Source organism: Sphingobium sp. CR2-8, assembly GCF_035818615.1.
Taxonomy (GTDB): domain Bacteria; phylum Pseudomonadota; class Alphaproteobacteria; order Sphingomonadales; family Sphingomonadaceae; genus Sphingobium.
Genome location: NZ_JAYKZY010000002.1, coordinates 661667 through 675352 on the forward strand (window position 1 = coordinate 661667; position 13686 = coordinate 675352).

12 protein-coding genes are annotated in these 13686 nt (G+C 64.3%); 9 read left to right on the forward strand and 3 right to left on the reverse strand.

The genetic code is table 11. The annotated features are described in order from the left end of the window. Window positions 1–36: 36 nt before the first annotated feature. Window positions 37–1938: a molecular chaperone DnaK gene (gene dnaK, locus U5A82_RS07160; RefSeq protein WP_326289750.1), complete on the forward strand. Its 1902-nt coding sequence runs from the start codon at window positions 37–39 to the stop codon at window positions 1936–1938. 137 nt (window positions 1939–2075) lie between these two features. Further along, entirely contained in the window at window positions 2076–3221 is a 1146-nt protein-coding gene (gene dnaJ, locus U5A82_RS07165; RefSeq protein WP_326289751.1) for a molecular chaperone DnaJ, read from the forward strand. A 94-nt stretch (window positions 3222–3315) separates the two neighbouring features. On the opposite strand, the gene U5A82_RS07170 is transcribed toward dnaJ, so the two are convergent. Beyond that, window positions 3316–4620 carry an amino acid permease gene (locus U5A82_RS07170; RefSeq protein WP_326289753.1) on the reverse strand — a complete coding sequence of 435 codons (1305 nt, stop codon included), beginning with the start codon at window positions 4618–4620 and terminating at the stop codon, window positions 3316–3318. Between the two features lie 444 nt (window positions 4621–5064). On the opposite strand from U5A82_RS07170, the gene U5A82_RS07175 reads away from it, so the two are divergent. Next, window positions 5065–5211, forward strand: a complete 147-nt coding sequence (locus U5A82_RS07175; protein ID WP_326289755.1) for a hypothetical protein — start codon at window positions 5065–5067, stop codon at window positions 5209–5211. 85 nt (window positions 5212–5296) lie between these two features. Here the strand turns inward: U5A82_RS07175 and U5A82_RS07180 are convergent, their stop codons facing one another. Further along, a complete protein-coding gene (locus U5A82_RS07180) occupies window positions 5297–7099 on the reverse strand; it encodes an acyl-CoA dehydrogenase C-terminal domain-containing protein (protein WP_326289757.1) in 1803 nt (600 codons plus the stop codon). A gap of 50 nt (window positions 7100–7149) precedes the next feature. Then, on the reverse strand, window positions 7150–7560 hold the full coding sequence (locus U5A82_RS07185) for a MerR family transcriptional regulator (RefSeq protein WP_326289759.1): 411 nt from the start codon (window positions 7558–7560) through the stop codon (window positions 7150–7152). 106 nt (window positions 7561–7666) lie between these two features. On the opposite strand from U5A82_RS07185, the gene U5A82_RS07190 reads away from it, so the two are divergent. The 6 genes from U5A82_RS07190 (at window position 7667) to U5A82_RS07215 (ending at window position 13647) form a co-directional block, all read left to right on the forward strand. After that, window positions 7667–8086, forward strand: coding sequence for a DUF2946 family protein (locus U5A82_RS07190; RefSeq protein WP_326289761.1), 420 nt, complete (start codon window positions 7667–7669; stop codon window positions 8084–8086). A gap of 119 nt (window positions 8087–8205) precedes the next feature. After that, a complete protein-coding gene (locus U5A82_RS07195; RefSeq protein ID WP_326289763.1) occupies window positions 8206–10227 on the forward strand; it encodes a TonB-dependent receptor family protein in 2022 nt (673 codons plus the stop codon). Window positions 10228–10237: 10 nt separating this feature from the next. Beyond that, a complete protein-coding gene (locus U5A82_RS07200; RefSeq protein WP_326289765.1) occupies window positions 10238–10546 on the forward strand; it encodes a hypothetical protein in 309 nt (102 codons plus the stop codon). A 161-nt stretch (window positions 10547–10707) separates the two neighbouring features. Beyond that, a complete protein-coding gene (locus U5A82_RS07205; protein ID WP_326289767.1) occupies window positions 10708–12327 on the forward strand; it encodes an NAD(P)/FAD-dependent oxidoreductase in 1620 nt (539 codons plus the stop codon). Window positions 12328–12438: 111 nt separating this feature from the next. After that, complete coding sequence (locus U5A82_RS07210) at window positions 12439–13464, forward strand: phytanoyl-CoA dioxygenase family protein (protein ID WP_326289770.1); 1026 nt, start codon at window positions 12439–12441, stop codon at window positions 13462–13464. 12 nt (window positions 13465–13476) lie between these two features. After that, complete coding sequence (locus U5A82_RS07215; RefSeq protein ID WP_326289772.1) at window positions 13477–13647, forward strand: hypothetical protein; 171 nt, start codon at window positions 13477–13479, stop codon at window positions 13645–13647. The last annotated feature ends 39 nt before the right edge of the window (window positions 13648–13686 follow it).

Genomic DNA, 13686 nt, shown 5'->3' on the forward strand with positions numbered 1-13686 from the left:
AACCGCTGAGTATATTTGGGGTTACAAGAGGAAAAGATGGCAAAAGTTATCGGTATCGATCTGGGCACCACCAACAGCTGCGTTGCTGTCATGGACGGCGGCAAGCCCAAGGTCATCGAAAATGCGGAAGGTGCGCGCACGACGCCTTCGATCGTCGCCTTCGCCAAGGATGGAGAGCGTCTGATCGGCCAGCCGGCCAAGCGTCAGGCTGTCACCAACCCGGACAACACGATTTTCGCGGTGAAGCGCCTGATCGGCCGCCGCTTCGACGATCCCTTGACCAAGAAGGACATGGAGCTCGTCCCCTACGACATCGCCAAGGGTCCCAATGGCGACGCCTGGGTCAAGGCCGGTGGCGAGGATTACAGCCCGTCGCAGATCAGCGCATTCACGCTTCAGAAGATGAAGGAAACCGCCGAGTCCTATCTGGGCGAAACGGTCACGCAGGCGGTCATCACCGTTCCCGCTTACTTCAACGACGCCCAGCGTCAGGCGACCAAGGACGCCGGCCAGATCGCCGGCCTGGAAGTGCTGCGCATCATCAACGAACCGACCGCAGCGGCGCTGGCCTATGGCCTCGACAAGCAGGACGGGAAGACGATCGCTGTCTATGACCTTGGCGGCGGCACGTTCGACATTTCGATCCTCGAAATCGGCGACGGCGTGTTCGAAGTGAAGTCGACCAACGGCGACACCTTCCTGGGCGGCGAAGATTTCGACGCCAAGCTGGTTCAGTATCTGGCCGAAGACTTCAAGAAGGCCGAGAGCATCGACCTCACTAAGGACAAGCTGGCGCTCCAGCGTCTGAAGGAAGCGGCTGAAAAGGCGAAGATCGAACTGTCTTCGGCCCAGACGACCGAAGTCAACCTGCCCTTCATCACCGCCGACCAGAATGGTCCCAAGCATCTGGTGAAGACGATCACGCGCGCTGATCTGGAGCGTCTGGTCGCCGACCTCATCAAGCGCACGATGGAGCCCTGCAAGAAGGCGATGGCCGACGCAGGCGTTTCGGCGAGCGAGATCAGCGAAGTCGTTCTGGTCGGCGGCATGACCCGCATGCCCAAGGTACGCGAAGCCGTGAAGGAATTTTTCGGCAAGGAACCGCATACCGGCGTGAACCCCGACGAAGTCGTCGCCATGGGCGCGGCGATCCAGGCGGGCGTGCTCCAGGGCGACGTCAAGGACGTGCTGCTGCTCGACGTGACCCCGCTGTCGCTGGGTATCGAAACGCTGGGCGGCGTGTTCACCCGCATGATCGATCGCAACACGACGATCCCTGCCAAGAAGAGCCAGGTCTATTCGACCGCCGACGACAATCAGCAAGCGGTGACGATTCGCGTGTTCCAGGGCGAGCGTGAAATGGCGGCGGATAACAAGATCCTCGGCCAGTTCGACCTGCTCGGCATCCCGCCCGCACCGCGCGGCGTGCCGCAGATCGAAGTCACCTTCGACATCGACGCCAACGGCCTGGTCAACGTGTCGGCCAAGGACAAGGGCACCGGCAAGGAGCAGCAGATCCGCATCCAGGCGTCGGGTGGTCTTTCGGACGCCGACATCGATCAGATGGTCAAGGATGCCGAACGCTTCGCCGAAGACGACAAGAAGCGTCGCGAATTGGCCGAAGCCAAGAATAATGCCGAAAGCCTGGTCCACACGACCGAGGCGCAGCTGGCCGAACATGGCGACAAGGTCGATGCGAGCCTGAAGAGCGAGATCGAAACCGCGATCGCCGATACCAAGACGGCGATCGAAGGTGGCGACGCCGAAGCGATGAAGACCAAGGCGCAGGAACTCGCGACCGTCGCGATGAAGCTCGGCCAGGCGATCTACGAGAAGGAGCAGGCCAATGCGGCGGCTCCGGGCGCCGACGCGCCCAAGGCTGACGACGACGTGGTCGACGCCGAATTCTCGGAAGTCGACGAAAACAACAAGGCGTAAACACCTCCCTCCCTCTCCCCGTCCGGGGAGAGGGCCGGGGAGAGGGGTTTAGCGGCGGTGGTGACGACGGTGATTATTCAGCGATCCAGCCACGCCGCTTTTCCAGCCCTCTTCCCTGACGGGAAGAGGGCTTTTTAATGACGACCGAAATCGACTATTACGAACTGCTCGAAATCGAGCGCACCGCTGACGGCGCGTCGATCAAGAGCGCTTATCGCAAGATGGCGATGAAATATCACCCGGACAAAACCGGGGGCTGTGCCGACAGCGAAGCCAAGTTCAAGGCCGTATCGGCGGCCTATGACTGCCTGAAAGATCCGCAAAAGCGCGCGGCCTATGACCGCTATGGGCATGCGGCCTATACCAATGCCCAATCGGGCGGCGGTGGTGGCGGTGGTTTCCAAGGCGGCGCAGGCGGCTTTTCCGACCTTGGCGATATTTTCGAGACGATCTTCGGCCAGTCCGGCTTCGGCGGACAGGGCGGCGGCGGGCGTCAGGCCAATCGTCGCGGCGCGGACCTGCGCTACGACATGGAAATCACGCTCGACGAAGCCTATCACGGCAAGAAGACCGAGATCCAGATCGACGTTTCCGCCGCCTGCGACACCTGCGAAGGGTCGGGCGCGCAGCCCGGCACCGGGGTCAAGACCTGCGGCACCTGCAAGGGCCATGGCCAGGTCCGTGCGCAGCAGGGCTTCTTCGTGGTCGAACGCACCTGTCCGTCCTGCCATGGCGCGGGCCAGGTGATCGAAAGCCCCTGCCGCTCTTGCCGGGGCGAAGGGCGCGTGGACAAGCCCAAGACGCTGTCGGTCAATGTGCCCGCCGGCGTCGATGAAGGCACGCGCATCCGCCTGTCGGGGGAAGGCGAGGCGGGCGCACGCGGCGCACCGGCCGGCGACCTCTACATCTTCCTGCATGTGAAGCGCCATTCCCTGTTCGAGCGCGACGGCACGACGCTTTTCTGCCGCGCACCGGTCAGCTTCACGACGGCCGCGCTCGGCGGATCGATCGAAGTGCCCGGCCTCGATGGCGTCCGGCATGAGATCAAGATCCCGGTCGGCATCCAGTCGGGCAAGCAGATCCGCCAGCGTGGCGGCGGCATGCCGGTGCTGAACGGTCGTGGTCATGGCGACCTCGTGATCCAGGTCGAGGTGGAAACGCCGACCCGGCTGACAGCCAAGCAAAAGGAATTGCTTGAAGCCTTCCGCGAGACCGAAACGGGCGAGGAATGCCCGCAGACGAGCGGTTTCTTCTCCAAGCTCAAGGATTTGTGGGCGGATTGACCATTTTAAAAATACCGTTCGGTTCGAGTAGCCTTCGAGTTTGTCGAGAAGGCGTATCGAGAACAGTTCTCGACAGGCTCGAACCGAACGGATCTTATAAGGCCTTTCGCTCCCGCTGCGCCCACCAATAAATCGGCAGCCCCGCGGCCATCAGCAGGATGCTGGACCCGCTCGCCACTACGCCCGCGCCCCACAGCGTCCACAGCGCATAGCCCAGCCCTACGATCGCCGCTGGCATGACCAGCCGGAAGCGCAGGCTCGCCAGCGCGCAACCGACATAGAGCCACAGTGTCGCCGACGTCGCCAGCAGCGCCATCGCCGTGAACAGCGCAACCAGCCCTTGCAAGCTGTTGGCGACCAGCAGCAGGCTCGCCAGCACGGTCGACAGGATCAGCCCACGCACCGGCGTTCCCTTGGCATTCGTGACCGCCAGCCAGCGCGGCAATTCGCCCGCCCGCGCCATCGCCAGCGGGACTTCCCCCTGCAACAGGGTCCAGCCGTTCAGCGCACCCAGGCAGCTCACCACAATGAAAATGGCGATGTAGCGGGCCGGTCCCGCCGACCAATAATGGCTGACGAACGCGCCGAAGGGCGAACCGGTCTGCGTCTCCGCCGCGGGCAGGGTCAGGGCAATGCCGGAACAGACGAGCAGATAGATCAGCCCCGTCGCTGCCGTGCCGATCAGCGTCGCGCGCGGGATGGTGCGCGCTGGATCACGCACCTTGTCGGCCGCGACGCTGGCGGATTCGAAGCCCAGCAATGCAAACAGCGTCAACGCCGCCGACGCGGTGATGCCCGCCTCGGTCAATCCCTGCGCCGGGAAGGGCGCGACCTGCGCCTCCCCGCTGCCCAGGATGACCACCAGCAGCACCAGCACCACGGCGATCGGCACCAGCTTGATGCACGTCGTAACGATCTGCGTCAGGCCCGCCGCGCGCGCGCCGATCAGGTTGACGCCCGTCATCGCCCACAGGAACGCGATGGAACAGGCGGCGCCTATCCCCGGCTTGGCCAGCACCGGTATCACGCTGCTCAGGTTCGCGGTCGCCGCCACCGCGATGGTGACGTTGGTGATGATGATCGACAGCCAATAGATCCAGCCGATAGCAAAGCCCGCCAGCGGCCCATAGGCGCGCGTTATCATCTGCGAGGCGTTGGCGTCGGGCAGGGCAACGGTAAGCCGCGCGATCACGAAGGCCAGCACCAGTGACCCCGCGATGGTGAAGACCCACCCCGCGACCGCATCCCAGCCGAAGGGCGCGAGCGACGCGGGCAACAGGAACACGCCCGAACCGATCATATTGCCCATGACGAGCGCGATACAGGCGGTCAGGCCCAATGTGCGGGCGGCGGCGGGAATGGGCTGTGCCGCGACGGCTTCGTTTGACGAATGGCTCATCGGCGAAACCCTAGTGGCGCGTCCGCGCGATTGCTAGATTGCGGTCGCCCTGTGACGAGGAGGGCAGCCCGTTTGGGTTGGGAGTTGGCAGCAGAATTTGCACGAAAGTCACCCCGGATCGTCATGCCAGCGAAGGCTGGCATCTCAGGCGATGGTGCGAACCGGCGGAACTGGGCATGCCTATTTAAGACATCTCGACATTGCCTGAGACCCCAGCCTGCGCTGGGTGACGGTTAAAGAGGCATCTTTCCAGAACGCAAACACATAACCTGAACGAGGCCTTCGGACGCCTTCAGCCAAATCTGAACCTGCACTCTGGTCCCCTGCGGCACGACGAACGATACATTTTCTGCAATTGCCCCAACCCGCATTGCATTTGCGAAAAACCGCACGAAAGCCCAAATGGATTTCGATGCTGCAACGCAGCAAAATCAATTGAGGTCTATGATGTTTTCCCTGCTTTCGCTCTATTTCGCCTATCGCCGTGACGTCGTTACCGCCGAACGCTATATGGTTGGCCTGTCGACGCAACCCGTCGCTGACGATGTGACGCCCGTTCATGAAGAAGAGCGCCTGCCGCTCGCAGCCTGATTGGCGAGGCCGCACGCGGCCTGCCCCAAAGCATAAAGGGCGGCCATTACGGCCGCCCTTCGCTTGTCTGCTCGGCTCGATCCGATCAGGCTGCCAGGAACATGTCCGGGTCCAGCGCCATCAGCGCGTCCGCGCCGCCTTCGATCTTGCGACGCAGCGATCCGGCGTCTGGCATGATCCGCTCGGCGAAGAAGCGCGCCGTCACCAGTTTGGCTTCTAGAAACTTAGTGTCGCCTTCGCCCGCATCCAGCAGCGTCACTGCGGCCTTGCTCATGCGCAGCCACATCAGGCCGGTCGCGACAATGCCCAGGATATGCATATAGTGATGCGCGCCGGCCCCGGCATGTTCGGGGTTCTTCATGGCGTTCTGCATCAGCCACATGGTCGCCGCGCCCAACTGGCCGCTGGCTTTTTCCAACGCCTCGGCAAAGCCGCTCAGCTTCTCATGCCCTTTGGCGTCGGCCACTTCCTCGGCCACGATCTTCAGGAAGGCCTGAAGCGCGCGCCCGCCATTCATCGGCAGCTTGCGACCGACCAGGTCCATCGCCTGCACGCCGTTGGTGCCTTCGTAAATCTGGGCGATGCGCGCGTCGCGCACATACTGCTCGACGCCATTTTCCCAGATATAGCCATGGCCGCCGAACACCTGCTGGCACGCCACCGCCACGTCGAACCCCTTGTCGGTGCCATAGCCCTTGATGACCGGGGTCAGCAGCCCGATCAGGTCGTCGGCGGTCTGCCGCTCCTCCTCGGTCGCCGCATGGTGCGACAGGTCGACCTGCAACGCGCCCCACAGGATGAAGGCGCGCAGGCCCTCGGTGATCGCCTTGGCCTCCATCAGCATGCGGCGCACGTCGGGATGAACGAACAGCGTGTCGGCCTTCTCGTTCGGCTCCTTCGGCCCGGTCAGTGCGCGGCCCTGACGGCGATCCTTCGCATAATGGACCGCATTCTGGAACGCGATCTCCGCCTGGCCCAGCCCCTGGAGGCCCACGCCCAGCCGCGCCGCGTTCATCATGATGAACATTGCGGCCAGGCCCTTATTCTCCTCGCCCACGATCCAGCCGGTCGCCCCGTCATAATTCATGACGCAGGTCGCGTTGCCGTGAATGCCCATCTTATGTTCGATCGATCCGCACGACACCGCATTGCGATCGCCCACCGATCCGTCGTCGCCGACCATGAATTTCGGCACCACGAACAAGGAAATCCCCTTGCTGCCCTCGGGCGCGTCGGGCGTCTTGGCCAGGACCAGATGGATGATATTGTCCGACAGGTCATGCTCGCCCGCCGAAATGAAGATCTTGGTGCCGGTGATGGTGAAGCTGCCATCGGCCTGCGGCACCGCCTTGGTCTTGATGAGGCCCAGATCCGTGCCGCAATGCGGCTCGGTCAGGTTCATCGTGCCGGTCCATTCGCCCGACACCATCTTGGGGATATAGCGCTGCTGCAATTCGGCGCTGCCCTTGGCGATCAGCGCCGCCACCGCGCCGGCCGTCAGGCCATGATACATTTCGAACGCCTGGTTTGCTGACAGCACATATTCGTCCACCGCCGTCGCCACCACGCTGGGCAGGCCCTGTCCGCCAAATTCGACCGGGCTGTGGATCGTGGTCCAGCCACCCGCGACGAATTGGTCGAACGCCGCCTTGAAACCGGTCGGCGTCGTCACGCTGCCATCGGCATGCCGGGTGCAGCCTTCCTTGTCGCCCACCGCGTTCAGCGGAAACAGCACTTCGGCCGCCATCTTGCCGCCTTCGGTCAGGATCGCCTCGACCAGGTCGGGGGTGGCGTTCTCGAAGCCGGGCAGGTTGGCGTAGCGGTCCAGCCCAAGGACATGATCCAGCACGAATCGAGTGTCACGGACGGGGGCGGCGTAGCTGGGCATGATCTTCTCCTGAATATATTTATCGATGGGGTAGGGGCGGCATCGCGCGCCTATTTCTGGGCAATGGTGTCCACGAACGCGTTCAACTCGGCGATGGCGGCATCGATATCGTCCTTCTGCCGGGTCAGAAGGTCGATACGCGCCTCGCACTTGGCCACGGTCACGCGCCGCTGTTCCTCATGCTCTTCGTCCGCGTCGTACAGGTCGATCATCTCGCGAATCTCGGTCAGGCTGAACCCAACCCGCTTGCCACGCAGGATCCAGGCGAGCCGCGCGCGGTCCCGCCGCGAATAGATACGGGCCAATCCCTGCCGTTCGGGCGATATCAGCCCTTCATCCTCATAGAAGCGCAGCGCGCGCGCGGTAACGCCGAACTCTTCGGAAAGGTCGGTGATGCTGTAACTCTGCCGTTCGCTATGGTCGGGCAGTTCGATGCCGGCGATGCTGCTGCGCTTGTCCATGCCATAGGATGTAATAGCGCTTTACGTTTACGTCAAGGTGATGCGGGGCAGTGCGTGGACCTTTTGACCGGATGACAGGTCGCTTCGTCGCCGCTAGGGAAAAGGAATGATGGGGGCGATCAGACAATCGGATGGCGCGCGTGGCCTGCTGGCGGCGCTGGCCCTGCTCGTCCTCGCCATCCAACTGATCGCGCCGTCCGGTTTCATGCCGGTGCGGACCGAACGCGGCGTCGTGGTGACGCTATGTACCGGGCAGGGCGCGGTCAACGTCGTGGTCCCGCGCGGCCACGCGCCCGAAGGCAATGGCCATTCCAGCGATCGTCCCGACGACGGCATGACCGGCCAGCAACATTGCCCCTTCGCCGCAGCGGTCCAGCCGGTCGTGCCTCCGCTGGTGGCGGCCGACCTGCCGCTGCCCGCCTGGCAACTGGCGTTCGGCCCCATCGCTTTCGCGCTCAAGACCGGCGTCATCGCCCGTCTGGCCGCGCCACCGCCGCCTTCATCCGGACCGCCTGCGACCCACTGAAACGATATCGCTGCCTCTCCTCGTTCGGGCTCGCTGCGAACGAAAGGATAGGATGCGCCGTGCCGTCGCCGCCGTCAGGCGCGACCGTCCTGCCTGTTTTCAGAAAAGTTGCTCCATCCATGCTTCATTTCCATGCCGCGCGCAGCCTGCCGCTGTGCGCCCTCATCCTCGCCCTGTCCGCCACGCACGCCTTTGCCGAAGATGCCGACCAGAGCGCGATCATCGTCACCGCCAGCCCCGTGATCGAGGCGGCCGCCGCCCGTGTCCAGCGCACCCCCGGCGGCGTCGATGTCGTCGCCGCGCGCGAATTCGAAAGCCGCCTCGCCGTGTCCCTGCGCGATGCGCTGGCTTTTTCGCCGGGCGTCTATACCCAGCCACGCTTCGGGCAGGAGGTGCGGATATCGATCCGCGGGTCCGGCCTGTCGCGCGGCTATCATATGCGCGGCCTCACCCTCCTGCAGGATGGCATCCCCATCAACGCGGCCGACGACAATGGCGATTTCCAGGAACTGGACCCGCAGGTCTTCCAGCATCTGGAGGTCTATCGCGGCGGCAACGCGCTGCGCCTGGGCGGATCGACGCTGGGCGGCGCGATCAATGCGGTGACGCCGACCGGCCGCAGCGACCCGGGCACGGAACTGCGCCTGGACGGCGGCAGCTTCGATACTCAGCGCGGCAAGATCGCCTATGGCTATGCTGACGATCATGGCGACGCCTATGCCGCGATCACCGCCGACCGTTCCGACAGCGACCGCGCTCATGGCGATCGCAAGGCGCTGCGCTTCAACGGCAATGTCGGGCTGGCACTGGGGGAGGGCGTCGAAACCCGTTTCTATGCCAGCGCCCAGACGATCCGCCAGCATCTGGCTGGCGCCCTCAGCGAACGCGATGCCCTCACCAACCCGGCCAAGGGCAACGCCATAGGCAATCAGGCCCGCGACATCGATTCCATCCGCCTGCAAAATCGCACCACGATCGATCTTGGCGGCGGCGCGCTTGCCTTCGGCCTCTTCTACAATGCCAAGTCGCTGTCCCATCCGATCTACCAGTTGATCGACCAGAGGTCGGAGGATCGCGGCGTCTTCGCCAGTCTCGACCTTGCGGGCGAACTGGGTGGCATGTCGGTCGAACTGACGCTGGGCAGCCAGGCGCGCTTCGGCCGAACGGTCGCGCGCCAGTTCGTCAACCTGAACGGCAGGCCGGGCGCACTGACCGCCAACGCGCTGCAAAAGGCGCAGACGATCAATAGCTATGGCGAAGCCCGCATCGCCCCGCTGGCGAACCTCTGGCTGATCGTCGGCGGCCTCTACAGCCATGGCGAGCGACGGATCGCCAATCGCCTGATCCCCGCGCGCAGCGGCGACGCCCGCTTCGACAGTGTCTCGCCCAAGCTGGGGCTGCTTTATCAACCGGTCCAGACCATGCAGTTCTACGCCAACTACAGCCGCTCGGTCGAAATGCCCGGCTTCGGCGAACTGAGCCAGACGCCCGCAGGCGGCGCGCCCGGCTTCACGCCGGTCGGGCTGCAAAGGGCATGGACGGCCGAAATCGGCACCCGCGGTCGTCTGGGCATCGCCGCCTGGGACATCAGCCTCTATCGCGCCGACATCAAGGGGGAGATGCTGCAATATAGCGTCGTCGCGGGCGTCATTCCCGCCGCCACCTTCAACGCGGATCGCACCCGGCATCAGGGGATCGAGGCAGGGCTGGACCTCACCCTTGCGCCATGGGCCATGCTGCGGCAGGTCTATCAATATAGCGACTTCCGCTTTCGCGACGACCGGCAGTTCGGCGACAACCGCCTGCCCGTGGTCCCGCGCCACGTCTACCGCGCGGAACTCCGGCTGGGCACCGACCGGTTCAGCCTGTCCCCTTCGGTCGAATGGCTGCCGCAGGGTGCGTTCGTCGACTATGCCAACAGCAAACGCGTCGGCCGTTATGCGCTGCTCAACCTCGGTGCGCAGGCGCAGGTGGGTGACGCCGTCACGCTTTTCCTCGACGCGCGCAACCTTGCCGCCCGCCGCGCGATCGGAGACATCAGCGCCGTCGTCGATTACGCCCGGCTTGCCCCGGCCGGACAGGCCATCGTCTACCCCATCGAACGCCGCGCCATCTATGGCGGCGTCCGCGCGCACTTCTGACCGCAGGAGGATGATCCAGGACGAACGGAAGGCTCTATCTCTACAAGCCGGAGGTCGAGGCGTGGCCCTATCCCGTGCGGATCGCCGCACCGCCGGACGCGCCCACGCTGTCATCAGCGCATATCATTACGATATCGAAATGATATGCGCTCATCCGGCCACGCAACCGCTGATTCCCGCCAATCGCAACGATAGCTGGCGGGGCAACAGCAAAGGTGAAAATAGCGAAACAACTGTCTACTTCGTTGACGCATTTGACGGCACGATGCGCCAAGGCGGCCTCATGAAAAGGTCAAGGATCTGCCCAGCCTGGCGCTGACCGGCCCGACTGGCAACGGCTAGTGGCGCGAATGCGGCGGGTCTAGCCACTCACCTCGGTTCGGTTCGCGCCTGTCGAGAAGCTTTGCTGGAGCCTCTCAGCCCCACGCGAACCGAACGGAGGATTTCCCATTTCCGCCCGCAGCCTTTATGGGCGATCCCATGATCCGTCTGTCCGGCCTGAAACTCCCCCTCGACCACCCGGCCGAGGCGATCCCCGTCGCCATCTGCGCCCGCCTCGGCCTGGAACCGCAAGCGCTGCGCGGGCACAGCCTGGTGCGGCGCGGCAATGATGCGCGCCGCCGTTCCGCCATCCAGCTGGTCTATACGTTCGATATCGACGTCGCGGACGAAGCGGCGGTGCTGGCCCGCTTCGCGAACGACCATGATGTCCGCCCGACACCCGACACCCGTTACACCTTCGTCACCCATGCCCCCGACGGTTGGCAGGGCAAGCGACCGGTCGTGATCGGCGCGGGGCCGTGCGGCCTGTTCGCCGGGCTGATCCTCGCCCAGATGGGTTTCCGCCCAATCATCCTCGATCGCGGCAAGCCGGTGCGCGAACGCACCAAGGACACATGGGGCCTGTGGCGGCGCGCGGAACTGAACCCGGACAGCAACGTCCAGTTCGGTGAGGGCGGGGCAGGCACCTTCTCCGACGGCAAACTTTATTGCCGGGTGAAGGACCCGCGTTTCCTGGGCCGCAAGGTGCTGGAGGAATTCGTCGCCGCCGGCGCGCCCGACGACATCCTCTGGGAAGCGCATCCCCATATCGGCACCTTCCGCCTCGTCACGATGGTTGAAGCCATGCGTCGGCAGATAGAGGCGCTGGGCGGCGAATATCGCTGGGAAAGCCGTGTCGACGATCTGGTGCTCGAACGCTCGGGAGAGGGCGTACAGCAACTGCGCGGACTGGTGCTGCAGGATGGCGGCGTGATCGACGCCGATCATGTCGTCCTGGCCGTCGGCCACAGCGCCCGCCCAACGTTCGCCATGCTCCACGATCGCGGCGTCCATATCGAACCCAAGCCTTTCTCTATCGGCGTGCGGATCGAACATCCGCAAAGCTGGGTCGATCGCGCCCGTTACGGCAATTGCGCGGGCCATCCCGATCTGGGCGCGGCGGCCTACAGCCTCGCCCATCACTGCGCCAATGGCCGCACCGTCTACAGCTTCTGCATGTGTCCGGGCGGCCGCGTCGTCGCCGCCACGTCGGAGGAAGGGCGCGTCGTCACCAACGGCATGAGCCAGTATAGCCGCGCCGAATTCAACGCCAATTCGGGTTTGGTCGTCGGCATCGATCCGGCGCGCGACTATCCCGATGGCCCACTCGCCGGGATCGACCTGCAACGCCATTGGGAAAGCCTGGCCTATGTCGCGGGTGGCTCCTCCTACTGGGCGCCGGGCCAGACCGTGGGCGATTTCCTCGCGCGCCGTCCCTCGACCCGGCTGGGTGAGGTCGTTCCCTCTTACAAACCGGGCGTGACTCCTACCGACCTGTCCCGCTGCCTGCCTGACTATGTGGTGGAGGCCTTCCATGAAGCGCTGCCCGCTTTCGGCCGCCAGATCGCCCATTATGACCATCCCGACGCCGTCATGACCGGGGTGGAAACGCGGACATCCTCGCCGATACGGATTACCCGCGACAAGGCTTTTCAAAGCCTCAACGTTGCGGGACTCTATCCGGCGGGGGAGGGCGCGGGCTATGCAGGCGGCATTCTCTCCGCCGCGATCGACGGCATCAAAGTGGCGGAGGCGGTGGCCCAGGGACTGTTGCGCTGACGCGCCCGCTCGACTGAATAACCGGTCGGTTCGGCCTACCATATCGCGAACGCATCGCTTTTGCATCAGATTGGTGCTGGCATGTTGCACCTGCTCACCTAAAAGCGGCGCATGGTCCGATTCGCTACGCGCATGATGCTGCTGCCCTGGGCGTTCGCGCAGCTGTTCACCGGCGAAAAATCCTTTCGCGACAATCTCTTCATCGGATCGACACGGCTGAATGGCTGGGGACTTCACCGTGCCCGTGTGCGCGTCGCCCATGCGATGTCTGCCCGTCGCCGCGCCCGTCTGGCGTCTGCCGTAAAGGCGGCCGATCGCGAAGAGTTCGATCGTAACGGCTATGTGGAAATTCGCGACTTCCTGCCGCCAGAGATGTTCACGCAGTTGCGCGATGGCGTCATGGCCTATGCCGGCGAAGCGCGCGAAACGGTGCAGGGCCATACCATCACCCGGCGCTACGCGGTCGGTCCCGATGCGCTCCAGCGGATACCCGCTTTGGCCGCCTTCCGCCGCCACGCGCGCTGGCGGGCCATCGCGCGCTACGTCACCGGCTTCAATGTCGAACCCCTGCTCTACATCCAGTCGATCCTGACCCACCGCCACGACGCGCCACCCGATCCGCAGGTGGATCTGCACGCCGACACCTTCCACCCGTCGATGAAGGCGTGGCTGTTTCTGGAGGATGTGGATCTCGATTCCGGGCCGTTCACTTATGTCGCAGGTTCCCATCGCCTGACGCCCGAGCGGTTGGATTGGGAGCATCGCCGCAGCCTGACGGTCCGGGACGGGCCATGTCGTCTCTCGGCCCGCGGATCGCTGCGGGTCCAGTCCCATGAACTGGTCGCCATGGGGCTGCCCGCACCGACGGCGTTCGCCGTGCCTGCCAATACGCTGGTCATTGCCGATACGTTCGGCTTTCACGCGCGCGGCGAGAGCGCCCAACGCAGCACGCGTATCGAACTATGGGCCTATGGCCGCCGCAATCCGTTCCGCGTGATGACCGGCGGCGACCTGTGGAGCCTGCCCGGCATCGCGGAGCGCCGCATCGACCTGCGCTGGCGCCTGCGCGACATGGCGAGCGCGATCATGGGCCAGCCATGGGCGAAGCGGGGGATCGTAAGACCGGGCGAGGATTGATCCGCTTCGCCCATGCAGATCACCGATAAGGCGTGGCTCGCGGAGATCAGTGAAGCGGCGATGGGTGGATTTGGATGCCCGACAAGGAGCGTAACCACTTGTTCAGGGTTGTTCGCCAACTTCCATAAATCAGCAGAATTAACAGTGTTTTCTCCGTCTGTTCTCTCCGCCATTATCCATTGAAAATCGCAGTTGTCCGTGTAAAAGTGTGGGAACAGCTGA

Excerpts from the sequence above, each read along its gene's own strand:
- dnaK (WP_326289750.1), top strand. The coding sequence starts at position 37 with ATGGCAAAAGTTATCGGTATCGATCTGGGCACCACCAACAGCTGCGTT.
- dnaJ (WP_326289751.1), top strand. The coding sequence starts at position 2,076 with ATGACGACCGAAATCGACTATTACGAACTGCTCGAAATCGAGCGCACC.
- U5A82_RS07170 (WP_326289753.1), bottom strand. The coding sequence starts at position 4,620 with ATGAGCCATTCGTCAAACGAAGCCGTCGCGGCACAGCCCATTCCCGCC.
- U5A82_RS07175 (WP_326289755.1), top strand. The coding sequence starts at position 5,065 with ATGATGTTTTCCCTGCTTTCGCTCTATTTCGCCTATCGCCGTGACGTC.
- U5A82_RS07180 (WP_326289757.1), bottom strand. The coding sequence starts at position 7,099 with ATGCCCAGCTACGCCGCCCCCGTCCGTGACACTCGATTCGTGCTGGAT.
- U5A82_RS07185 (WP_326289759.1), bottom strand. The coding sequence starts at position 7,560 with ATGGACAAGCGCAGCAGCATCGCCGGCATCGAACTGCCCGACCATAGC.
- U5A82_RS07190 (WP_326289761.1), top strand. The coding sequence starts at position 7,667 with ATGATGGGGGCGATCAGACAATCGGATGGCGCGCGTGGCCTGCTGGCG.
- U5A82_RS07195 (WP_326289763.1), top strand. The coding sequence starts at position 8,206 with ATGCTTCATTTCCATGCCGCGCGCAGCCTGCCGCTGTGCGCCCTCATC.
- U5A82_RS07200 (WP_326289765.1), top strand. The coding sequence starts at position 10,238 with ATGATCCAGGACGAACGGAAGGCTCTATCTCTACAAGCCGGAGGTCGA.
- U5A82_RS07205 (WP_326289767.1), top strand. The coding sequence starts at position 10,708 with ATGATCCGTCTGTCCGGCCTGAAACTCCCCCTCGACCACCCGGCCGAG.
- U5A82_RS07210 (WP_326289770.1), top strand. The coding sequence starts at position 12,439 with ATGGTCCGATTCGCTACGCGCATGATGCTGCTGCCCTGGGCGTTCGCG.
- U5A82_RS07215 (WP_326289772.1), top strand. The coding sequence starts at position 13,477 with ATGCAGATCACCGATAAGGCGTGGCTCGCGGAGATCAGTGAAGCGGCG.